At 60.4% G+C, this 24,397-nt stretch carries 14 protein-coding genes; 13 read left to right on the forward strand and 1 reads right to left on the reverse strand.

Annotated elements, in window-relative coordinates; genetic code table 11:
* Nucleotides 1-209 precede the first annotated feature (209 nt).
* The 8 genes from VJ464_04825 (at nucleotide 210) to VJ464_04860 (ending at nucleotide 12,138) form a co-directional block, all read left to right on the forward strand.
* Entirely contained in the window at nucleotides 210-833 is a 624-nt protein-coding gene (locus tag VJ464_04825) for a TetR/AcrR family transcriptional regulator (protein HKQ04429.1), read from the forward strand.
* On the forward strand, nucleotides 830-2,659 hold the full coding sequence (locus VJ464_04830; protein ID HKQ04430.1) for a long-chain fatty acid--CoA ligase: 1,830 nt from the start codon (nucleotides 830-832) through the stop codon (nucleotides 2,657-2,659). The genes VJ464_04825 and VJ464_04830 overlap by 4 nt, the downstream gene beginning before the upstream one ends.
* 35 nt (nucleotides 2,660-2,694) lie before the next feature.
* Nucleotides 2,695-5,100 (forward strand): 3-hydroxyacyl-CoA dehydrogenase NAD-binding domain-containing protein, encoded by a 2,406-nt coding sequence (locus VJ464_04835; protein ID HKQ04431.1) that lies wholly within the window; start codon nucleotides 2,695-2,697, stop codon nucleotides 5,098-5,100.
* Between the two features lie 123 nt (nucleotides 5,101-5,223).
* Nucleotides 5,224-6,405 (forward strand): acetyl-CoA C-acyltransferase, encoded by a 1,182-nt coding sequence (locus VJ464_04840; protein HKQ04432.1) that lies wholly within the window; start codon nucleotides 5,224-5,226, stop codon nucleotides 6,403-6,405.
* Nucleotides 6,406-6,577: 172 nt separating this feature from the next.
* A complete protein-coding gene (locus VJ464_04845) occupies nucleotides 6,578-8,365 on the forward strand; it encodes an acyl-CoA dehydrogenase family protein (protein HKQ04433.1) in 1,788 nt (595 codons plus the stop codon).
* A 166-nt stretch (nucleotides 8,366-8,531) separates the two neighbouring features.
* Nucleotides 8,532-9,476 (forward strand): MBL fold metallo-hydrolase, encoded by a 945-nt coding sequence (locus tag VJ464_04850; protein HKQ04434.1) that lies wholly within the window; start codon nucleotides 8,532-8,534, stop codon nucleotides 9,474-9,476.
* A gap of 48 nt (nucleotides 9,477-9,524) precedes the next feature.
* Nucleotides 9,525-11,072, forward strand: coding sequence for a benzoate-CoA ligase family protein (locus tag VJ464_04855; protein HKQ04435.1), 1,548 nt, complete (start codon nucleotides 9,525-9,527; stop codon nucleotides 11,070-11,072).
* A gap of 88 nt (nucleotides 11,073-11,160) precedes the next feature.
* Nucleotides 11,161-12,138 (forward strand): YCF48-related protein, encoded by a 978-nt coding sequence (locus VJ464_04860; protein ID HKQ04436.1) that lies wholly within the window; start codon nucleotides 11,161-11,163, stop codon nucleotides 12,136-12,138.
* 112 nt (nucleotides 12,139-12,250) lie between these two features.
* Here the strand turns inward: VJ464_04860 and VJ464_04865 are convergent, their stop codons facing one another.
* Nucleotides 12,251-15,070: a hypothetical protein gene (locus tag VJ464_04865; GenBank protein ID HKQ04437.1), complete on the reverse strand. Its 2,820-nt coding sequence runs from the start codon at nucleotides 15,068-15,070 to the stop codon at nucleotides 12,251-12,253.
* Between the two features lie 320 nt (nucleotides 15,071-15,390).
* On the opposite strand from VJ464_04865, the gene VJ464_04870 reads away from it, so the two are divergent.
* The 5 genes from VJ464_04870 (at nucleotide 15,391) to VJ464_04890 (ending at nucleotide 24,367) form a co-directional block, all read left to right on the forward strand.
* Nucleotides 15,391-18,903, forward strand: coding sequence for a sigma 54-interacting transcriptional regulator (locus VJ464_04870; GenBank protein HKQ04438.1), 3,513 nt, complete (start codon nucleotides 15,391-15,393; stop codon nucleotides 18,901-18,903).
* A gap of 346 nt (nucleotides 18,904-19,249) precedes the next feature.
* Nucleotides 19,250-20,866 carry a hypothetical protein gene (locus tag VJ464_04875; protein HKQ04439.1) on the forward strand — a complete coding sequence of 539 codons (1,617 nt, stop codon included), beginning with the start codon at nucleotides 19,250-19,252 and terminating at the stop codon, nucleotides 20,864-20,866.
* Nucleotides 20,867-21,082: 216 nt separating this feature from the next.
* Nucleotides 21,083-22,390 (forward strand): histidine kinase dimerization/phospho-acceptor domain-containing protein, encoded by a 1,308-nt coding sequence (locus tag VJ464_04880; protein HKQ04440.1) that lies wholly within the window; start codon nucleotides 21,083-21,085, stop codon nucleotides 22,388-22,390.
* 6 nt (nucleotides 22,391-22,396) lie between these two features.
* Nucleotides 22,397-23,824, forward strand: a complete 1,428-nt coding sequence (locus tag VJ464_04885; GenBank protein ID HKQ04441.1) for a sigma-54 dependent transcriptional regulator — start codon at nucleotides 22,397-22,399, stop codon at nucleotides 23,822-23,824.
* A gap of 81 nt (nucleotides 23,825-23,905) precedes the next feature.
* On the forward strand, nucleotides 23,906-24,367 hold the full coding sequence (locus VJ464_04890; GenBank protein ID HKQ04442.1) for a hypothetical protein: 462 nt from the start codon (nucleotides 23,906-23,908) through the stop codon (nucleotides 24,365-24,367).
* The last annotated feature ends 30 nt before the right edge of the window (nucleotides 24,368-24,397 follow it).

Raw genomic sequence — 24,397 nt, forward strand, 5'->3', positions numbered from 1 at the left:
CCGCTTAACCCGCGGCCCTGAACAGGAGATTGGTCACAATGCGATTTGCGTCCTCACCTGATTTTATCACTCTCGCGCTATCTTAGTAAAAGGCATCCTCAGCGGGCGGGGCAGGGAGTTCGCTTTGCCACCGCGAAGGACTTGCATCGGGGCAAGAAAAAATGTAAAAAGTGAATGAACCATCATTCATTTTTTGGAAAGGATCAACGATGCCAACCGCACGGCGCGTCGCGCAAACCAACGGCAAGTCCGAAGCCATCCTGCGGGCGGCGATCAAGGTCTTTGCGCGCAGCGGCTTTTTCAACGCGAAGGTTGCCGATGTTGCTCGCGAGGCCGGCGTCGCCGACGGCACCGTCTACCTTTACTTCAAGAATAAAGATGACATCCTGGTGTCGATCTTCAATCACGTCATGGACGAGGCGCTCGGCGCGGGCCGCCGCCGGCTCGACGAAGTCAGCGACCCGCGCGAAAAGCTCGAGCGCATCGTCCACGCACACCTCGACCGACTGGGCCGCGACCGCGACCTGGCCATCGTCTTTCAGGTCGAGCTGCGCTCGTCTACTAAATTCATGGAGCAGTTTTCGGCAACCAAGATCAGCGAATACCTCGACTTGATTCGCGGCGTCATTGAAGAGGGGCAGCGCGGCGGCTTCTTTCGCAAAGGCTTAAACACGACAATCGCCGCCAAGGTGTTGTTTGGGGCGCTCGACGAGATGGCAACCAACTGGGTCTTGAGCCGCCGGCGCTATAGCCTGATTTCGACCGCCGACTCGGTGATCGATCTGCTGCTGAACGGCCTGCAAGCCGCGCCGCCGCGCAAAGGTAACGGATGACCGCAGAGCCACGCACACTGAACGAAGTTTTCAACCTTGCGGTCACGCGCTTCCGCGATGATGAATTCCTGCGCTTCAAGCGCGGCGGCGGGTGGCAATCGTTGACCTATGGCGAAGTGGCTCGCCGGGTCCGTGAGCTGGCGCTGGGGCTTATCCGGCATGGTATCGAGCGTGGTGACCGCGTCGCGATCTGGTCGGAGAATCGTCCGGAATGGAACTTGGCCGATCTGGCGACCCTGGCGACGGGCGCCGTAGACGTGCCGATCTATACCACGCAGTCGCCCGATCAGGTCGAATACATTCTCAACGATTCGGCGGCGCGTGCCATCTTCGTTTCGGGCCCGTTCCTTGACAAGCTCCTGGAGTTGAAGCCGCAATTGCCGTCGCTTGAGTTGGTCTTCGTCTTTGACGAGCCGGCCACAGGCGGCGAAGCGGTAGTCCGCGCCGAAAGCCTGACGAACGCAGGCCGCGCGCTCTACGGCGAGCAGCCCGCCCTCTACGAAACACTTTGGCGGGCGGCGCAGCCCGAAGACCTGGCAACTCTGCTTTACACATCGGGGACGACCGGCGACCCGAAAGGCGTGATGCTGACGCATAAGAATCTGACGGCCAACACGCTGTTGAGCTATCGCTGGAGCGCGCTCGAAAACCGGCGCGACCGTGTCCTGACCTACCTGCCGTTCACACACATCTTCGAGCGCGCGATGTGGTATCTCTTCCTGTATGCCGGCGCGGTGGTTTCTTACGCAGAGAGCATTGACAGCGTCGCCGCCAATCTTGTCGAAGTCCGCCCGACGGTGATGACCAGCGTGCCGCGGATGTTCGAGAAGATCTATGCGCGCATCATCGAGCGCGGCCTCGGGGCAGGATTCCCGAAGAAGCAAATCTTTCTCTGGGCGCTCGGCGTAGGTCATGACTGGGCGGTGCGGCGTAATGAGGGGAGACCTGCGGGCTGGTGGCTATCCCTGCAACACCGCATTGCCGACAAGCTGGTCTTCAGCAAATGGCGCGAAGCAGTCGGCGGGCGGATTCGCGTTTTTATTTCGGGCGGCGCGCCGCTCGCCCCGGAGATCGCCTATCTTTTCGCCGCCGCGGGCCTGCCGATCTTGCAAGGCTACGGCATGACCGAAACCTCGCCTTCGATCTCGTGCAACACCGAAACCCGGAATCGCATTGGCACGGTCGGCCCTGTGCTTGACGGCGTAGAGGTGAAGATTGCCGACGACGGCGAAATCCTCGTCAAAGGCGACACGGTGATGAAGGGCTATTACAACCGCCCCGCAGAGAATGCCGCGGCCTTTACCGAGGATGGCTGGCTGCGCACTGGCGACATCGGCCATCTCGATGAAGACGGGTTTCTGGTGATCACCGACCGCAAGAAAGAGTTGATCAAGACGAGCGGCGGCAAGTACGTTGCGCCGCAGCGTGTCGAGAGCATGATCAAGTCTTCGCGCTTCGTCGCGCAGGTCTTCGTCGTCGGCAACGCTCGCAAGTTTCCAGCGGCCTTGATCGTGCCGAATCTGGAATTGCTGCGGAGCTACGCAGAGATGAAAGGAATCGAATACGAGTCGGACAGCGACCTGCTGCGACATCCACGCATCATCGACCTGATGCAGCGCCAGGTGGACAAATACACTGCCGAGCTGGGCCAGTGGGAGAAGGTAAAGCGCGTCGCCTTGCTGGCCAAAGAGCTGACGATTGAATCAGGCGACCTGACGCCGACGCTGAAAGCGCGCCGCAGCGTCATCGAGAATCATTACGCCTCAGAGATTGATCGCCTATACGCAGACGACCGCAACCCGGTCACGGTGGCGGCGCGGCGCTAGCGGGTTCTGCCGAATGTTTTTAGTGGAGAACGAATGTGAGCTACAAAATCAATAAAGTTGCCGTGCTGGGGGCGGGGACGATGGGCGCGCAGATCGCCGCGCACTTTGCCAACGCCGGAGTTGAAGTGTTGCTGCTTGACATGTCGCCCGCCGAGTTGGCCGCGCAAGAAGCCAAGCGCGGGCTAACGCTCGACAGCCGGGCGGTGCGCAACCGCATCGTCAATGGCGGGTTCGAGGCGGCGCGAAAGATCAAGCCGGCGGCTTTCTTCGCCGCTTCAGTCGCGGGTCTGATAACGACCGGGAATTATACGGATGACCTTGAAAAGCTGGCGGGGGTGGATTGGATCGTTGAAGCCATCGTCGAAAAGCTCGACATCAAGCGCGACCTCTATGCGCAGGTTGAAGCGCATCGGCGGCCCGGCACGATTGTCACCTCAAACACTTCGGGCCTGCCCATCGCCGCGCTGGCCGAAGGGCGCAGTGAAGACTTTCGCCGCCATTTTCTCGGCACGCACTTCTTCAACCCGCCGCGCTACCTGAAGCTGTTAGAGATCATTCCGACGCCCGACACCGCGGCAGAAGTCACAAGCCTTGTCGCTGACTTCTGTGACCGCCGTCTCGGGAAGGGAATCGTTTACGCGAAAGACACGCCGAACTTCATCGCCAATCGCATCGCCTCGTTCAGCTCGCTGAATGCCATTCGCGTCATGCTCGACGGCGAATATTCGATTGAAGAAGTGGATGCGATGACCGGCCCGCTGATCGGGCGCCCGAAATCCGCGTCCTTTCGCACGACTGACATCGTCGGCCTCGACACGGCGCTTTATGTCGCCGAGAACCTCTACCCGATGGTGCCGCATGACGAGAAGCGTGACGCGCTGGTGCCGCCGGACTTTCTCCGCGAGATGGTCAAGCGCGGCTGGGTAGGCAACAAAGCCGGCCAGGGCTTTTACAAGCGCGTCAAAGGCGAAGGCGGGAAGACGGAGTACTGGGTCATCGATTACAAAACCCTCGAATACCGCCCGGCTGAAAAAGTCCGCCAGCCGGCCATCGAAGCCGCCAGGGCGATAGACAATAAAGCCGAGCGCATCCGCACGTTGATCTATGGCAAAGATCGCGTCGGCGAGTTTCTCTGGAAGACGATCAGCGCCAACCTCATCTATGCCGCGAACCGCATCCCTGAGATCAGCGACGACATCCTGAACATCGATAACGCCGTGCGCTGGGGCTTTAATTATGACCTCGGCCCCTTCGAGCTGTGGGATGTGATCGGCGTCGAAAAGTCTGTCGCGCGCATGCGAGAAGACGGTGAGACGATCCCGCCGCTGGTCGAGAAGCTGCTCGCTTCAGGCAAGTCGAGCTTCTATGAACGCCGCGAAGGTCGCACCTATTACTTCGACCTTGAATCGGGCGATTATCGAGAAGCGCCGCAGCAATCGGGGGTGTTGATTCTCAAGTCGCTCAAGGAGCGCCAGCGGGTCATCAAGAAGAATGGCGCGGCGTCGCTGATAGACATCGGCGATGGCGTCGCTTGCCTGGAGTTTCACTCAAAGATGAACGCCATCGGCGCCGACACCGTGGCGATGATGAATTCCGCGGTCAAAGAGGTCGGTGAGAACTTCGAGGCGCTGGTCATTGGTAATCAGGCGGAGAACTTCTCGGTCGGCGCCAATATCATGTTGCTGCTGCTCGGCATTCAGGAAGGCGAGTGGGACGAGATCGGCATGTCCGTGCGGCAGTTCCAGAACGCCAATATGAATCTGCGCTATTCGGCGAAGCCCGTCGTCGTGGCGACGCACGGCATGGCGCTCGGCGGCGGCTGCGAAGTGACGATGCACGGTGACCGAGCGCGAGCGGCGGCTGAAACCTACCTGGGTCTGGTTGAAGTCGGCGTCGGCTTGATCCCCGCGGGCGGCGGCGTCAAAGAACTGGTGCTGCGCGCCACTGAAGGCGCGGCTTCTGGCGGTGACCTCTTTGCCCGCATCCGCAAGGTGTCGGAAACGATTGCGACGGCGAAGGTATCAACCAGCGCTTTCGAGGCGCGCGAGCTTGGCTTCTTGCGTGACACTGACCCGATCACGATGAACCGTGACCGCTTGATCGAAGACGCCAAGCAGACGGCCCTGGCGATGGTGCGCGAAGGCTACGTCGCGCCGCACCCGCGCACAGACATTCCGGTGCTGGGCGAAGCGGCGCTCGCGCCCATTAAGCTGGCGATTCACATGATGGTGCGCGGCGGCTACATCAGCGAATATGACGCGCACGTCGCCCGTAAGCTGGCTTACATTATCACCGGCGGCGATCTGACGCACGCCGCGCAGGTGAGCGAGCAATACCTGCTCGACCTGGAGCGCGAAGCGTTCGTGTCGCTGTGCGGCGAGCGCAAGACGCAGGAGCGCATTCAGCACATGCTGAAGACCGGCAAGCCGCTGCGCAACTGAGCCGGCGGGGCGCTTTGCCGACCGGCGGCGGCCGCCAGCCGCGACTCCCGTCTGATAACGTTTCTAATTTGCATGGGTTGGTTTTACGAGAAGAAAACCGCAAGCAGGATTGGAGAGGAAGCAATGAAAGAAGCAGTGATTGTTTCAGCGGCGCGGACCGCCGTCGGCAAAGCGCCGCGCGGCACTCTGAAAGACACGCGGCCCGACGACATGGCGGCGGCGGCAATCAAGGCGGCGCTTGAGCGAGCGCCCGGACTCGACCCGGCATTGGTCGAAGACGTGGTGATGGGCTGCGCGACTCCGGAAGCCGAGGCGGGCATGAATGTTGCCCGGCAGGCAGGCTGGCTGGCGGGGCTGCCGAAAGAAACATCGGCGGTGACGATCAACCGTTTCTGCTCGTCTGGCCTGCAAGCCATCGCCTTTGCCGCCGAGCGCATTATGGCCGGCTGGGCAGACTGTGTCGTTGCCGGCGGCACCGAAACGATGAGCATGATTCCGATGGGCGGCCACACGATTCGCCCGAACCCGACGCTCGTCGAGCAATGGCCGGATTACTTCTTGAATATGGGATTGACGGCAGAGAACCTGGCGCAGAAGTATTCCATCTCGCGCCAGGAGGCCGACGAGTTCTCGCTCGTCAGCCATCAAAAGGCTGTCGAAGCCATTCAATCCGGCAGGTTCAAAGAAGAGATTACGCCGCTCCAGGTTCATAACGTCGAGCTCGACACAAAAGGCAAGCGCGCGGTCAAAGAATTTACTTTCGATACCGACGAAGGGCCGCGCGCCGACACTTCGCTCGACGCGTTAGGCAAACTGCGACCGGCCTTTCACGCGCGCGGCACAGTGACGGCGGGCAACTCTTCGCAGACTTCAGACGGCGCGGCGGCGGCTATTGTCATGTCTTCTGACAAGGCCGGTGATCTTGGGCTGAAGCCGATGGCGCGATTTGTCGCCTATGCCACGGCCGGCGTCTCGCCTGATTACATGGGCATCGGGCCTGTGGCGGCGGTGCCGAAAGCCTTGCGAATCGCCGGCCTGACGCTCGATCAGATCGACCTCATCGAGCTGAACGAAGCCTTCGCGGCGCAGGCACTCGCCGTCATCAAAGAGCTTGGCATCAACCGGGACCGTGTGAATGTCAATGGCGGCGCGGTGGCGCTCGGCCACCCGCTCGGCTGCACCGGCGCCAAGCTGACGGCGACCATCCTGCACGAGATGCGCCGTCGCAACGCCCGCTATGGCCTGGTGACCATGTGTGTCGGCGGCGGCATGGGCGCGGCAGGCATTTTTGAATTGTTAAATTAGACCAACAACCGAATTCGATTTTGGATTTTGGATTGCCGATTTTGGATTGAGGGACAGAGCGCATGGCATTGTCCGAACTTTCCGCCAATCCAAAATCCAAAATCGCCGGCGCGAAGCGCCAAGCTATGAAAATCCAAAATCGAATTCGGTCATGTACGAAGGAGATAAGGTGATGACCAGACCGGCTGAATCGAAGAGAGTGTTACGCGGCGGCAGCTTCATCCTTGAAGACCATCGCCCTGAAGATATTTTCACACCAGAAGAGCTCAGCGACGAAATGCGCATGATCGGCCAGACGGCGGCAGAGTTTTTTGAGAAAGAGGTCTTGCCGCTCGACGCCGAGATCGAATCGAAATCCTATGCGGTGCATCGCTCGCTGCTCGCCAAGGCGGGCGAGTTGGGCCTGTTGGGAATAGACATCCCTGAGCAGTACGGCGGCGCGGGGCTTGATTTGCTCGCCTCGCTGGTGGCTTCCGAGAATCTTTCGGGACAGGCGTCGTTTTCAGGCTCGCTCGGCGCGCACACCACCATCGGCACGCTGCCGATTGTCTATTTCGGCAACGACGAGCAGAAGAGCAAGTACCTGCCGAAGCTGGCCACTGGCGAATGGGTCGGCGCTTATGCGTTGACTGAATCCGGCTCCGGCTCGGACGCGCTGGCGGCAAAGACGACGGCGCGGCTTTCCGAAGACGGCAAGCATTACCTGCTCAACGGTCAGAAGATGTGGATCACCAACGCCGGCTTCGCCGATGTTTTCGTCGTCTTTGCGAAGGTGGACGGCGACAAGTTCACAGGCTTCATCGTCGAGCGCACCTTCCCCGGCGTGACGATTGCGCCGGAGGAACACAAGATGGGGCTCAACGGCTCTTCGACCTGCGCAGTGAATCTCGAAGACGCCCAGGTTCCCGTCGAAAACGTCCTCGGCGAGATCGGCAAAGGCCACCAGATCGCCTTCAACATTCTCAACATCGGCCGCCTGAAGCTCGGCGTCAGCTCGATTGCCGGCGTCAAGCGGCTCACCGGCATCGCCACGGAATACGCCAGGCAGCGCCATCAATTCGGCGTGCCCATCGCTTCGTTCGGGCTCATCAAGCAGAAGCTCGCCGAGATGGCGATTCGCGCTTACGTCGCCGAGTGCACGATCTATCGCACCGTCGGCATGATCGAAGAGGCGCTCGCCTCTGTGGATCGCAACGTCCCGAAGGAAGCCTTGAAAGCCATCGAAGATTACGCCGTCGAATGCTCGGCGATTAAGGTGATCGGCAGCGAGTACCTTAGCTATGCCTGCGACGAGGCAGTGCAGGTCTTTGGCGGCAACGGCTACAGCAGTGATTATCCGGTCGAGCGCGCCTACCGCGACGCCCGCATCGCGCGCATCTATGAAGGCACCAACGAGATCAACCGCCTGATCATTGCCGGCCAGTTTTTGCGCCGCGCCGCCAAAGGCGAGAACACACTCTTTGCGGCAGCCAAGAAGTTACAGGAAGAGATGCTCAGCCCGTCGCTGCCTGAAGAGTTGCCGGAGACGGTCTTCGCGGCGGAGCGCCAGGCGCTCGAAAACTGCAAGAAAGCGGTTGTCGCCGTTCTCGGCTCGGTGGCTCTGCGCTATCGCGATAAGGCGACCGAACAGCAAGAGATACTCGCCGCCGCTAGCGACATGATTATGGATGTCTTCGCAATGGAGAGCGCCATCATGAGAACCGAGAAGGCGATTTCTTTGAAGGGCGAAGCCAGTTGCGGTTTGCAGATTGACGCGACCCGCGTGTTTGCCAATGATGCCGTTCAGCGAGTTGAGCAGCGCGCCAAGACGGCCATCGCCGCGATGAGCGAAGGCGACGACTTGCGCATGATGATGGGCGTGTTGCGCCGCTACATGAAGTTCATGCCGGTCAACACCGTCGCGGCACGCCGCCGCATTGCCGACGCCGTGATCGAAGCGGGCCGGTATAACTTGTCTTAGTGAACAAGGAAGCAGGAGGCAGGAGGCAGGAGGCAGGAAGCGGTAGGCAGCCATTGATCGTTAGTCGTTACTTGAAGCAAGTCGACTAGACAGTTCGCATATCCTCTGGGCTGCCTCCTGCCTCCTGCCTCCTGCCTCCTCACTCTGCCCGACTTACTCAATCGCTATGAAAGTTCATCGCATCATCGTTCCCACCCCTTTTTACGTCGGGCCGGTCAATGTCTATTTGATCGAGGAAGAGCCGCTAACCTTGATCGATGCCGGGCCGCGCGATGAGGCATCGCTGGCGGCCTTGCGCGCAGGGCTGCGCGAGCTTGGCTACAATTTCTCTGACATCCGCCGGATCATCATCTCGCATGCGCACGCAGACCATTATGGGCTGGCGCAACGCGTCCAGGAAGAATCAAAGGCGACCGTGATGATTCACGAGTGGGACGCGCCGGCTGTATCGCACACGACGGATTATCAAGCCTATCGTGAGTTGCTGGCGACGGCAGGGGTGCCGCGCGAATTGATTGCGCGGATGGAAGCGGGATATGAAAAATTCAAAGGCTATGCCTACCCGCTCAGCGAAGTCGAAACCCTGAAAGACGGGGATGAGATTCTGTTTGCCAAAGAGAGCCTGACGGTGGCGCATACGCCGGGGCACACGCCGGGCTCGATCTGTCTGGTGCGCACCAGCAACCGACTGGTTTTTTCTTCGGACACGGTGCTCAAGAATATCACGCCTAACCCTGTGCTCAGTCCCGACCCGATAGATGAGAAGCGGCGCTTTCAATCGCTCGGCGAGTATCTGGTATCACTGGCCCGGCTGCGGTCGCTGGCGCCGACGGTGCTGAAGGGTGGGCACGGCGACGATGTCAGCGATTATAACGAGCACTTTCATCGCCTCTATCGCTTCACTGAGTTGCGACAAACCAAGGTTATGGGATTGGTGCCCGAGGGCGGAACGACCGCCTGGGAAGCTTCTTTACGCTTGTTCCCCGATGCCGCCGGCTATCATCGCTTCCTCGCCCTGTCAGAGACGGTCGCGCACCTCGATTATGCTGTTGCCGAGAACCGCCTGGCGATGGCGCGCAAGGATGGATTAGACGTCTACAGTCCATTGTGAGGGCGCTGCCTGGAAGACGGCGACGGCCTGGCATATAATCGCGGCGCTATGAGCGACAGCGATTCTTTTAACCTCTGCGACTATTTTCTCAGCCCTGCCCGACTAGCCGATCTTGCTCAGGCGACGGCCATCGAATACCGCGGCCAATCCATTTCATACTCAGAGCTAGGCCGTTTGGTTAACGCCTGGGCGGCGCGGCTGGTCGAAAGCGGCGTCAGCCCCGGCGACCGTGTAGCCTTACTGCTTTACGATTCGCCGCTCTTCATTGCGGCCTTTCTCGCCGGTGCAAGGATCGGCGCGATAAGCGTCCCCATAAACACCGCGCTGCCGGCTGATGACATCCAATTCATCATGGCCGATAGCGGCGCCCGCCTGGTCGTCTGTGAAGAGGAGCTAGCGCCTAAGCTTGCAGGCGCTGAGAGATTCGCCCGCCGAGCGTCGAACATAATGACCGTGGATGCGCGCCGCTGGACAAAGAACGAAACGCCGGAAGTCGAATCCTTGAGCGAGGCCGCGCACTCCACGAGTGTGTCACCGGCGTTTATGCTCTACACATCAGGCAGCACCGGCAGGCCGAAAGGCGCATTGCACAGGCACGGCGCGCCACGCGACACGGCGCAGACCTATGGCGAAAATGTCTTGCGGCTGACGAGCGATGACCGCGTCTATTCATCGTCACGGCTGTTTTTTGCCTATGGACTTGGGAATAGTTTGACTTTCCCGCTGGCCGCGGGCGCTACGGTGATTCTTGATTGCGAGCGCCCGACACCGGGACAGATCGCACACCTGCTGATCGAAACGGCGCCGACGGTCTTCTTTGGCGTCCCGGCGATCTATCGCGCCCTGCTCGATCATCACGCGACGCATCCGCTTGATCCGTCATCGTTGCGCATGTGCGTGTCGGCAGGCGAAGCCTTGCCGGCGCGCGTCTTTGAAGAATGGCGCGACACCTTTGGCCTGGAAATCCTCGACGGCATCGGCTCGACAGAGATGTTGCATATCTTTATCTCCAATCATCCGACCGAAGCGCGAGCCGGGTCGAGCGGGCGCGTCGTTGAAGGCTACACGGCCCGGCTGCTCGACGATGCGGGCGGCGAAGTTGCCGCCGATACGCCCGGCAACCTGTGGGTCAAAGGCGCAAGCGCTTTTGCAGGCTACTGGAACCGCGACGACCTGACGGCGGCGACAATTCTGGACGGGTGGGTAAAAACCGGAGATGTCTACAGGCAGGATGAAGAAGATTTCTATTATCACATTGGGCGCTCGGACGATTGCTTCAAAGTGAGCGGCCTCTGGGTATCGCCCATCGAAGTCGAAAGCGTGCTGGTTGCCCATCCCGATGTGATCGAAGCCGCGGTGGTATCGGCGACCGGCAGTGATGGACTGGCAACCACTCGCGCCTACGTGGTCATCCGACCAGTTGACGATGCCGAACGACTCATTGCTGATCTGAAAACCTTTGCCGCGGCGCGCCTGCCGCGTTACAAGTCGCCGTCACAGGTTGAGCTTGTCGAATCGCTGCCGCGCACGGCGACAGGAAAGGTGCAAAGATTCAAGCTTCGTCAGCTCGGCGTCAAAACGACCACGGAGGAATGAGCGGATGCAGGCAGAAGGCAATGGGCAGGAGGCAATAAGCAATAGGTGGGGCAAAATTCAACGGTTGACATTTAATATTCGAATGGGGATGGCCACGTGGCCGGGCAGGGCATTTATTCCTTTTGCCGCCGGCCTCTTGTTTCTTGCCATTGTGGCGCTGGGTTTCGCGCAGCAGGGATGGTCACGGCTGACCACCATCCAGCAGGACGGGCAGCCGGCGATCATCAACGCGGTGACTTATGACGGCGACGACATCTGGGTGGTCGGCGCCAAAGGCTTGATTGGGCGCTCATCGGATGAAGGGCGCACCTTTAATGCAATCCCGTCCGTGGTGGACATGAGCTTGAATGATGTCGCGGTGCGCGGCGAGCACATTGCCATCGTCGGCGATCAAGGGACGATCCTGCAAAGCACCGATGGCGGACGCAGCTTCGTGCGCAGCAATTATTCGCTGCGCTTTCGCGATGGGCAGGACGAAGTCGGCCTGGTTGATCTCTACTCCGTGCAGCTTATCGATAAAGACAAAGGCTACATCGTCGGCGATCACGGCCTGATTCTGACGACCGGCAATGGTGGCGCGAGCTGGCGCGAGCAGCACAGCGGCACAGAGGCGCAGTTGTTTCATTTGAGCTTTCGTGACGAACGCGGCTGGGTGGTCGGCACTGGCGGCTCGATCTTGCATACGAACGATGGCGGGCGCAACTGGTATCCGCAGCGTTCGGGAGTGCAGGAAGATTTGAACCGCGTCTATTTTCTCGACGATCAAACGGGGCTCATAACCGGCGACAAAGGCGTGCTGCTGCGCACGGAAAACGGCGGCGCGACCTGGGAACGCGCGAGCCTGAAAGTTTCAGAGCAGCTCTTTGGCATTAGCTTCATAGACAAGAAGACCGGCTGGGTGGTCGGCCACCAGGGCCGCATCATTCGCACGTATAACGGCGGGCGCGACTGGATCGAGCAGGACAGCCGAACGACGGCGGATCTTTTTTCGGTATCGTTTTATAAGAATCGCGGCTACGCCATTGGCCGCGACGGGCTGGTGATGCGCTATTATGAGAAGCGCTGAGGGCAACCGCAGCAAGAAGCGAGAGGCTAGCGCCTGGAGCCGAGCGCGTCGCAGTGACGCGCTTGGCTCCAGGCGCTAGCCTCTCTTGTCTAGCGCCTGGCTTTTGATCGCCTCACTGGATGCTTTGCGAGGCGACGCCGTCAAAGGCAGCCGCGACGACGACGGTATCGCCGACGCGCCGCAACCTGAGAGTGGTCACTCCACAATTCGGGTTGGTGAACCGGACGATGCGGATCGTATTATCCGGCCAGAAGACCCCGATCTCCTGATTGTTGATGGTCCCCTTGATCAGCAGCCGCTTGCCATTCTTCTTCAGCTTAATCTTCGTCGGCTGGAAGAACTGCGTGCCGGTCTGATCCGTCGAAATCTCCACCGTGACTCCGTCCTCGAAGCGCACCTCGGTGCCGCCCGTCGGCGCCGTCGTGCTGAACAACAGCACGCTGGAGCTAGAGAAGCCGGTCACCTCCGTGCTGAAGTCAATGGTCGGGCCGGGGTTGGCGATGGCGAAGGGGCCGTCGCTCATGTCGGTCGAGATCGCCCCCGTCACGCTCGTCGCGCGCACGGTCACGCGCGCCGTCGTCGTGCAAAGGTTATCAACCGTCCAACTGAAGCTGCGCGCCGTGCCCGGCAGCGCCGGGTTGGTCGGATTCGACGCCGTGATCGGTCTGAAGGTCTGCCCGTTATCGGTGGTCAGGAAGAGGTCAAAGCCTTTGACCTGTGTGGCCAGCGCTTCGGGAACCGTCCATGTGATGTTAAATACCGAGCCCGGCCTGAGCAGCTCGCCACCGTTCGGGGCGGTAAGCGTCACGCCGATGCCGGCGTCGGTGATCGTGAAATTGCCGTTGCTGTCATCCTGGCCGGTGCCGCCCGCCGTGTCGAAGGCAATGACACGAATGCGCGCCGTCGAGGTGTTCAAGCCGGTCGGCACTGCCCAGGTGAATGACCGTGCCGTGCCCGCGACCGGGCTGGCGTTAAGCTGTGTGAGGAAGGTCGCGCCGCCGTCGGTCGAGAGGAGGATGTTGAAATGGTCAATCGTGTTGTCGCCGTTCGGGTCGGTCGCCGTCCAGGTGATGTTGTAATTCAGACCACCGAGGACGAATTCGCCGCCGTTGGGCAGCGTCACCGTGACGACAGGGTTCTGGTTGACCGGCGGCACGTTTTCGTTGGCCGCGAGCAGGACGTAAGCTTTGCCGGCGTCCGTGCGCCCTGTGATGTCGGCGAATGGCGCGCCGAGAATCAGATCGCCGCCGCGGTTGTTATCTATGTCACCGGCAGCAATCGCCCAGCCCAGCTCGTCGCCGGCGGCCTCGCCGGTGATGGTCAAATCGTTCTGGCCGAAAAGCGAGAGATCACTGGTCGCTCGGCTAAAGAGGTTTGGGCCGCCGTAGAAGACGTGGACTGCGCCTTTTCTCAGCAAAGCGCCGGGCGCGCCGATCAGCACGTCGGCGGTGTTATCGGTGTTACTCTGCGTGTTGATGCGGCCGACCGCCACGGTCGAGCCGAGGTGGTCGCCCGCCGCCGCGCCGTAGATGGTCAGGTTGATCGTGCCGAGTGACACGTCTATGCGGCGCTCGGAAGTATTGGCGGCAGGGTTGAGATCGGAGCCGCCCGCAAGAATATACGCCTCGCCGGCGTCGGCTCGTGCGTCGGCCGGGCCATCGGCGTCGGGCGCACCCATGATCAGGTCTACAGCGCCGCTGGCGCGGACGTTACCCGCCGCGACCGATACGCCGAGATGGTCTTTTGACGAAGCGCCATAGATGACCAGCCGTGGAGTCGTCAGACTGGCATTCGCGAGGTCTACGGTCAATGAGGTGGCAGGCGGCGTCGGCGTCAGATTCGTGCCGCCGAAGACTACATAAACGGCGCCGGTGTCAGAGACATCGCCCGCCTGGTCGGGCCTTGCCGCCTGTGGCGCGCCGACGATCAAGTCGGCGGCCCCGCCGGAATTCACGTCGCCGATGGCAACGCTGGCACCAAGCTGGCTGCCGGTCTTTCCATAAATGCGGACCGGTGCGACAGTCGTGGCGAGATCGATGAGCCGTGTCGTCGCTTGTGTATTGGCCAGGCCGCTGCCGCCTTGCAGAAGAAATGCGGCGCCGCCTCCGGGGCGGGCTGCCGTGCCGGGCGCCGGCCCGCTGCTGCCCGGCGCGCCGACTAGCAGGTCAGCCGTCGAGTTCTGACTGCCGTTGACATCGCCGACGGCCAGCGCGTTGCCGAAGAGGTCACCGGTATTCTCGCCGGTGATCGTCACATTCACCACGTTGGCCTGAGAGAGGTCGATGGTTCTCGCCGTCAGACTGGTCGCGCCATAGATGATGTAGACCGCGCCGGCATTCTCATGCAGGACGGTCGCGGGGCTGCCGGTCGTCGTGTCAAAGCCGGGAGCGCCGATGATAAGGTCGTCTATTCCGTCGCCGTTGACATCGCCGGCGGCGACGGCGGTTCCGGTTTCGTCGTTGGCATTCGCGCCAAAGATGCGGATGTCCGGCTGGATCGCGGCAGCCAGGTTGGTATCAATAACTGAGCCCGCGGCAAACGTCGCGTGGCCAAAGACCACATACACCGCTCCGGCGTTGGCGCGTGGCGTCGCCGGCGCTGCCGGTGTGAAGTCGGCGTCCGGGGCGCCAATGACGATATCCTGAAAGCCGTCTTTGTTGAAATCGCCGACGGCAATGGCATGGGCGCGGGTAAAGGTGCTGAAGTTATTAGGCATGCCGTTGCCGCTCAGATGATCGTCGGCGCCGGCGCCCAGAACTCTGATGTTGGCGGGGCTGGGAACGGCCCCAAGGTCAATGTTGAAAATGGCTTGAATGGATTGGCCGCCGACTGGCAGGGCGCCGGCCATCAAGGCAATCGCCGCAAAAACGACGACGAGCCTGTGAAGCAAACCGGCCTTGTGGGCAGGCCGAGTCTCCTTTAACCGTTGCATTGTCAAATTCTCCCCCCTGGTTAATGTGACTGGTTCGTCCGGGGCGATTTTATCAGCCAGCCCCCTCTAGGGGCAAACTATAATTTCAGCAGCGACACCGTTGTATACAATTGAGTTGAAATAAGTGGAAAGATTGTGGTTGACGGGAAAAGAGTTTTTTGTTATTTTCGGTGCCTTGGTAGAGCAAACGGGTACGGGTAGGGATGCCGGATAAGCGAACGCCAACGCCCGCAGGACTAGGGGCAAGCTCCGCAGGTTAAGTTTCAGAAATCGGACATGTCCCGAATGTTTCGGGGTCTTTCACAACCAGGGCCTATTATATGTTCCAGCCGTTATATGTCCGCTCGCTATCGGCAGACGAAATCGAGATGCTGCAAGCTCGCCGCCAATCGGCGAGCCGTGAAGAGGCGATGCGAGCGCAGGCGATCCTGTTATCGTCGGAAGGGTTGACCGCAGCCGAGGTCAGCCAGCAGCTGGGCGCCCATCCTACGAACGTCAAGAAATGGCTGCGCCGCTTCAATGAGGCGGGGCTTGAGGGCATCGCCGTCAAAAAGCGTGGGCCACAGGGCGGTCCGCGTCCGCGTTTCACTTCATCACAGACTGAAGAGATCGTCCGTCTCGCCGCACGCCCGCCGACAACCCTCGGTTACCCCTTCAAATCCTGGACGCCGCAGAAACTGGCGACTGCGGCAATGGAGCGTGGCATCGTCGAAGGCATCAGTCATGTGACGGTGCGGCAGTTGTTGAAGCGGCACGAGCCGCCCGCGGGCTACGAGAAATCGGCTGCGGGGTTGCCGCCCGCCGCCGAGGCGCAGAGACTGCACGGCAGGTGGGATTCGCAGGCGGCACGCGGCGAGCGCGAGCTGGGTGAGTACCACTATGAGGCGGCGGTCGCGTCCTTTGAAGCGGCGCTCTCAGGCGAGCCCATGGCGACTGAGGAGGAAGCCCGCGTCCGTTCGCTACTGAGCAAGGCGCTCGAAGAGTTGAGCAAGTATGATGAAGCTTACACGGTCATCGAGCGCTACGAGGATCAACGGCTGACGTCGAGCCTGCCGCTGAGGCTGCGCGGGCGCTTGCGCTTGCGGCTCGGCTGGGTGCATAGCTTTCTTGGCAACTATCCGAAGGCGATTGCGGCGCTCAATGAGGCCAAGCGGCTATTCATCGAGATCGGCGACGACCTCGGCGTCAGCGAGGCGCATTACGCATTGGGCCGAACCTACATTGAGATCAATGAGTTTCGCATTGCCCGCGACCACCTGGTGACGGCAGCGAGTAATCAAAAAACGGCGCTCGACCGCGAGCTGCTGGCGCAGATTTACCGGCGCTTGGGGACAGTCGATTTTAGCGAGGGCGCCTTCTCCAGCTCGAAGCAGCACTACCTGAAAGCCCTTGAGCTTGCCGAGGGGTCGCCGAACACCAACCTGATCGGCGGCATCCTCATGGACATCGGCACGACACTGTTCGAAGGGTATCCCGGCGAAAAGCAAGAAGCGATTAATTACCTTCAAAGGGGCATCGCTTATCTTGAGAAGGGCGGCCACAAAGACTACCTGGCCCTGGCTTGTAATAACCTGGGCGACATTCTGAAGGATAGCGGCCAGTGGGAAGAAGCCCTGCGGGTGCTGACCAAGGCGCTCTTTGTCGCAGAGCAATTCGCCAAGCCGAGCCACCAGGCGATGGCGCGAATCACCATGGCCGACATTCTCTGCGCCCAGGGGAGGTATGTCGAAGCCGAAGGGCACCTGCACAAGAGCCTGGACATTGTCGGCGGCAGCAGCGACAAGTGGCTTGAAAGCGGCATCCTGCGAACCCTCGCGGCGGTGCACCGCGGCGCCGGTCGCTATGAAGCGGCGCTCAAGACTTTGCGGCAAACCCTACAGCTTTCGACTTCGGTGGGTGACCTCTATGGGCTGACCCGCGCGATGGTCGGGCTCGCCGAGTTTTATATTTCTCAGGGGGGCCTGGAACAGGCCAGGGAATATCTGGAGCTGGCCCAGGGCCGCCTGAAAGAAGAGATGTACCTGCCGGTTTCGGGGTTGATTCAACGGCTCAACGGCCAGTTGGAATCGGCGCACGGGCGGCTCGCAGAGGCCAGGCAGCATATCGCCCAGAGCATTTCGATCTTCACGACCACCGAGCTGCCTTTCGATCTGGCGCGGAGCAATTACGAGATGGGCCTGCTGCTAAAGAAGGCCCGCGACTTGAAAGGGGCGACGGCGAATCTGAAGCAGGCGCGCGCCATCTTCGAGAAGCTCGGCGCCGAGCCCGACCTGGAGTTGACGGACAAGGCGCTGGCGACGCTCTCGCAGGGTGAAGACGGGGCGCAGGCGATTCGCGTCAATCCGCAGAATGATGTCTTGCTGATGCAGCGGCTGATTGAAGCCTCCGCGTCACGCGAACTGCTGGTGCAAGAGCTGGCCGCGGTGATCTTTGAAAACTTCTCGGTCGAGCGCGTCGTCATCTGCCGCCTGGACGAGTCAGGGCAGTTAGAGCCGCTGGCGACGCAGGGCATCACGCGTGGCGAAGCCGACCGCCTTTGCGAGTTGTTGGAGTTTGCCAACGGCGAGAGCATTACGCGGAAGGCGGGCGGGTTCCTCTTCAAGATTTGCGAAAACAGCCGCATGCCCATTGCCGTCTATGTCGGCGTTGGCGAAGCCTTTGACGCTTCGCGCCTGCAACCGCTGTTGAAACAGGCAGAGCTTGGCCTGGAGACCTGTTCATTGCGGGCCGCGGCGCGCGGGGCGATTACCCGCGACAGCGAGCAGCGCGTGCAGACCATCATGCCCGGGTTCATTGTCGCCAGCGCGCCGATGTTCGATGTCATCGATAAGATTTACAAGATTCGCACGAGCGACGTAACGGTATTGATCACAGGCGAATCGGGCACCGGCAAGGAGCTGGTGGCGCGACATATTCACGGCCAGTCGGCGCGCGCCCGCGCCATCTTCCTGCCTTTTAACTGCACGGCGACACCCAAAGAGATTATCGATAGTCAGCTATTCGGCCACCGGCGCGGCTCGTTCACCGGCGCGACGGCGAATTATCCGGGCATCATTAAGGCGGCGGAAGGCGGCACCCTCTTTCTTGACGAGATCGGTGACCTGTCGCTTGAAGTCCAGCCCAAACTGATGCGCTTTTTGCAGGAGGGCGAGATTCAGCCGCTCGGCGAAACCAAACCGCTGCGCGTCGATGTTCGCATCATCGCGGCGACCAATGCCGATTTAGAGCGCGACGTCGAAGATGGCCGATTCCGTGAAGACCTCTTCCACCGCTTGAACATTATTCGCATCCATGTGCCGCCGCTGCGCGACCGGCGCGAAGAGGTGCCGGTGCTGGCGGCGCACTTCCTCGATCATTTCTCGACGCGCTCAGGCAAGCAGGGGGTGATCTTCATGCAGGAAGCGATTGACGCCTTGATCGCCTATGACTGGCCGGGCAACGTCCGCCAGTTGCGCAACGAGATTGAGCGCGTCGTCGCTTATGCCTATGATAGTGCGCGGATATCGCTCGAAGACCTCTCGCCCGAAGTGGTTCACCCGCGCCGCCCGATGGAAAACCGCCGCATGCTATCCGGCTTTGAGCGGGGCCATCAGCCGCACCCCCATGACGCGCACGCGTCGAATGGCAATGGCCACAGGCCGAAGCCGCCCGCGGCGAATGGCGGCGGCAAGCTCAAGGACGCGACGGCGGCGCTCGAACGGCAGCTCATCGAGGAGGCGCTGCTGCGCAACAAGAGTAATTTGTCGCGGACGGCCATCGATCTCGGATTATCGCGGCGCGGGCTGCGGCTCAAGATGGCGCAGCTCGGCATTCAGCGCGAAGAGCGCGTCTGAATTATTGGCAATAAGCGCCAAGGTTTGCGGGCATCGGGGCGAGCCGGCGCGGCGCAAAGAATCGCTTGACTCGGGCGAGATTTAACCCTATCATCGGGCTGTTCAACCAATGACGGTAGTGTAGCTGCTGAGCGATTCAGGGTTCGCGTAAAATGGTCCGGGAAAGTGAATTGACCGGCGCCATTCGGCAAAAGCACGTGCAATTCATATCCATGACGGCTCCTAATAACGTAAGTTCTCGGTCGAATAGAGCGGCGTCTCTTCTGAGGTTGTGGTGAGCGCGAAAGGAAAAAAGGCGATGAAAAGCGGGAAAATTCGGAACGCTTTCCGTGCAGGCGCGGTATTGATGGCAATCATGCTTTTCGGCGGGCTGCTGGTCGGCTCGCCTCAGGCGGCTCAGCCCTGGAAGGTTGCGAGCGTCAGTCTGGTGGGTGCTGATGGCGCCAACAACAATATGGCGTTTGCCTATGACCGCTATATCCTCGTCGCGCCTTATGCGCCTTCGAAGGTACCGACCGAGCCTGCGGCAGTCGATCAGCTCGACAATTACAGTATCTATCTGGTTGATTCGAAGCGCCCCGCAAACGAGAATGTCCTGTCGCATGCGCTCGAAACGATATCGGATCATCATCGGCTCTATTATCCGACGAAGGTGGTGTATGACGCGGACAGCAAGACGGTCTATGTGCGCGGCACACGCTATGAGATGGTTGATGGCGGGGTTCAGGAGATTGCGGTTATCGCTTACATGCGCATCAATCTCGACGACAATCTAAAGCCGGTCTTTGATGATAACGTCGTGATGATCGATATCGCCGGCGCCGCCGATGAGAAAATCGCCAGCGACGCGCCTGATGATATTGCGTTGGCTTATAACGGCAATGTTCTGGTCTTCACCAACGGCGCTTCGATTTTCACTTACAACCTCAATCATGGATACCTCTACAACGTTGACATCGTTGAGCCGAAAGCCTACAAGGCTGGCAGCCGCATCACCTACCTGAATGTTGATGAAGTGACCAACACGTTGACGGTTTACTGGACCAGTCAGGTCGGCGAAGGCGCTAACCTGAAGAACCTTACAGAGCTGTCGTTCTACAATTTGGACAAGGACGGCACGATGCAGTTGAACAAGCGCCTTCACCCGGAGCAATTTCCCGCAGGCGTTTATATCACCGCGGGCAGCAACATCGAAATCCTCGGAAACGCTGAAAACCACCCGTCATCGGCGATGCTGGTTACCAGCGACGGGATGCTCTCGCAGATCGATCTGACCGGCGAGGAGATTTTTGCGCCGCTTAAGCCGATCTACCTGTTCGACAAGATGGCGGTAAGCGGCACCGAAAGCGGGCCGCGTATGGTGAAGTACGACGCCGCCAAGCGCACCGTCGGCGTCGTCAAGCAAGGTTATACGGCGCAGATCAGGAAACCTTCAAATGGTCACGGCGGCAAGCCGGGCAGCGTCATCCGCACATTGAATATGTTTAATGCGGTCGAATCGCCGGCGCTTGCGGTCGCGCGCCTCAATAAGAACCTGACCAAGGTGGTCGCTAGCAGGTTGTATACGCAGGAATTTCGCGACGAAGCCGGGTTGACACCTCTTGTGGACGGCCAGGATTCGCAGTGGTTGCTGGCCGGCTGGTCGGGCAATGTGGTATCGGTCAGCACCGCGGGCGCCATCGACACGGCGCCGCTTAACCAGCTGACACAAGTCGGGCCGCGCACGAATCGCATCGCCTATTTCAGCTCTCGCGACAGCGTTGTAGCGATCAATTCTTTCAGCCTCGATGCCACCGAGCAAGCGATTAGCGAACCGGGGGCGCTCGTGCTAGCACGGCCATCTGCGAACAGCTCGCAGGCGTTCGGCACGGCTTCAGCCGCGACGCTGCCGGCCAGGCGTGCGATCAATTCGCAAGGCCCGACGCCGTCAATTCGCCGGCCCTGCAACCACCATAAACAATAGCCCACGGCGCATTCGCATTTAACCTCCTGGCGAGGTAAAAGAGCGGGAGGACGATCACTCGTCCTCCCGCTCTTTTTTAATCCCCGCCATGGGATGGCGTCCGCAGCTTTTTATGCAAGGAGGCATGAGACAGGCTTGCGGGCCAGGATGACCGTCTTTACTGCCTCACCCATTTTCTTGCGGAGGCTGCGGTCCGAACAGCGCCAAGACTTGATAATGGCGACCCCGGATGAGGTAGGATGTGACATGGGTGAGGCAAGATTGTTGCAAGCTCTCCCTGGTAGCCGTAAAATAGGCCCTGTAGGCGGTCGAATTTGCTTTGATGGCTGGTACGGCCTTTGCTCTGAAAACAAAGGGTTCCCAGTACGTCAATCTCCTGAATTTGCAAAGGCAGAAGGCCGAATTTATTCCCGGTCGGCGATGCGGCGATCCGACCAGATGGTTACTGAGTTAATGGAACAGCAAAAGGCGCCATGGCTTCGGCTGCTCGATTTTCTGGATGAAGAGGTCACTTTTCATTCGGCGGACGGGCAGATCCTTTATGCCAATCAGCGACTGCTTGAATCGAGCGGCGGCGCCGCATTCGAATGGCTCGGAAAGCCTTGCGAAGCCGTATTTCCCCCAGAGCAGTGTCCGCATGTGGAGGCCCTCAGAGATAGAGCGCCCATACAGATAGAGGCTAACGGCGGGCCCTCTGGCCGGCGCCGGACGGTGACGGTCGTCCCTTTGATGGGCGCAAACGGCGAGGTCGAGGGATATGCACGGCTCAGCGCATTACCGCGTGCGACGCCTTCCCAGGAAGCGTTGTTGAAAGCCGAACACTTTGCGACCCTCGGCCAGATGATGTCGGGCATTGCTCATGACGTCGGCACGCCGCTCAACATCATCTCCGGGTATGCCGAATACCTGTTGATGCGGACGAAGGGCGAGGCGACGGGCCACAAGGAGCTGACGGCGATCCTTGAACAGACGCGGCGCGTGGCCGAGTATATCCGCATCATGCTCGATCTGGCGCGGCCCTCGCAAGGGCGCGTGGATGCGATTGAATTGAAGGGATTCCTGGGCGACTCGCTTGATTTGATGGGCAGCCATTTGCGCAAGGCGAGTGTGCGTGTGGAGCTATCGTGCCAGAGCGCGCCGCCGGTGATTTATGGCGATGGGCCGCGATTGCGGCAGGCATTTTTTAACCTGCTTTTGAATGCCGGGCGCAGGCTCGGGGCTGGCGGCCAACTGGAGCTAGGCATCGAAGAGCCTCCGGAGATGCCCGGATTCATTGGTGTCCGGCTGACGGGCTTGGACCGCGAAGGCCGCAGCCAGGACTTTGCGGAATCGTTTGCGGAATTTCTTGCGCCGCGGCGTAACTGGGGAAAGGAAGAGATGGGGTTAATGCTGACGCGGGGAATCCTTGATGAATATGGCGCGAAGGTGGCGGCCTTGCCGGTCGAAGGGCATGGCGTCGGCCTTATTGTTTATCTTCCTAAGCGGGCCGGCGGCATGGTGACAGGCCAGCCAGCCCAGCGGTAAGCGTTTATGAAACAGAAAATTCTTATCGTCGAAGACGAAGCGCAGATGTGCGATCTGCTGATGTCTTTTTTTGGTGACAAGGGCTACAAAGTCACAGCGGTGCAGAATGGCGAAGACGCCATCGCGCGGCTTGAGGAGGAAGATTTCGCCCTGGTGATCACCGACATCAAGTTGCCGGGCATGAGCGGGCTGGAGCTGCTGGCCCGCCTTCGGCAGGAGTGGCAGGACGTGGCGGTCATCATCATGACGGCGTTCAGCTCGATTTCCTCAGCGGTCGAGGCCATGAAGCTGGGTGCCGAAGATTACATCGGCAAGCCCTTCCAGCTCGACGAGCTGGCGATAACCGTGGACAAAGCCCTGGAACGGCGCAGTCTGCGGCGCGAGGTGCGCGAGCTGCGCGCCGAGGTGCGCGACCGTTATAACTTCTCCAATATCGTTGGGCGAAGCAAGCCGATGCTGCAACTGTTCGAAGTGATTCGGCGCATTGCGGCGCGGCGCGACGCTTCGGCGCTGATTATCGGCTCGACAGGCACCGGCAAAGAGCTTGTCGCCAGGGCCATCCACTACAACTCCGACCGCCGCGATGCGCCGTTTATGCCGATCAATTGCTCGGCGATCCCTGAGACGCTGCTGGAGTCAGAATTGTTCGGGCATCAGAAAGGCGCCTTCACGGGGGCGCATGAAACGCGGCGCGGGCTGCTCGAGGAGGCGCAGGGCGGCACGGTCTTCCTCGACGAGATCAACACCCTATCGCAGAACCTGCAAGTGAAACTATTGCGTGTCCTTCAGGAGCGCGTCGTCAGGCGCGTCGGCGGGCGCGAGAACATCACCATCGATATACGCCTGGTGTCGGCCAGCAACCTCGACCTTGAAGAAGCGGTCAAGCGCGGCGAATTCCGCCAGGACCTTTTTTACAGGCTCAGCGTGGTGCCCGTGCGGCTGCCGGATTTGAAAGACCGGCGGGAAGACATTCCATTGCTGGTGAGTCACTTTCTGCAAAAGTTCTCGCAGCAGCACGGCGAGCCGATGCGGCGCTTTTCCAGCGAGGCGATGCGGGTGTTGATGACACACGCCTGGCCGGGCAACGTCCGCGAGCTGGAGAACGCCGTCGAGCACGCCTTGACTATGGGGAGCGGCGACATCCTGACGATGGATGACCTGCCGTCGAGCGTCACCTCTCCTGAGCGTGACATTGTTGAAGAGGCGACGCTGGACAATGTGTCGTTAGCGGAAGTCGAGCGCCGCTACATAGTCAAGATTCTGGAAAAGATGGGGCATCACCAGATCAAGACGGCGCAAATCCTCGGCATTGATCGGCGGACACTGTACAGGCGCTTGCGGCAGTATGGGTATGGCGGCCATCTGCGTGACGAGGATAGCGATTTCTTCGATCCCTCCGAAGATACCGTGCAAGTCAGGGCGCCTTCACTATAGAATATATTGAACCGCCGAGGGCTGACGGACCGCCGCAGCTCGACGGCTGTATGTTAATATTTAGGTGAGGGATTAATCGATATGGCAGATGACGCCCAAAAGGATCGACCGCCGGTCGCAAGCGAAGAAACGGCGGGAGATCAACGGACACGGCTCGGCAGCAACCACGGCGAAGAGGGCAAGTGGGTGGAAAAGAGCGGCTACGCTCGCGACATCAACGCCATCAGCGAGCCCGGCGGCAGCGGCCGTGAAGTTCGCGGCGGCGCGGCAAGTCGACAGCCGCATCCGTCACGCAACCTGTCGGCGCGCGCGAAGGGGTATGGCATAGGTGGCGGTTACGAGCGGCCGTACAGGAAAGAGAAGTCGCGGCCCGCGGAAGCGAGCGGCGATCTCTACGGCCCGATGCCGCCGGGCGGCTATTACGGAACGGGAATCGGGGCGCGTCCCTTCGAGCGCGGGCGCGCGGGGTTTGACGACGAGATAAACTGGTATCGCTCGCAGTACGGCGAGACGACGAGCGGTTACGAGAAGCGCAAGAAATAAGCCGGCCCCTATCTTGGTTAAATTCGAACT

It is taken from the genome of Blastocatellia bacterium, assembly GCA_035275065.1.
Classification (GTDB): domain Bacteria; phylum Acidobacteriota; class Blastocatellia; order UBA7656; family UBA7656; genus DATENM01.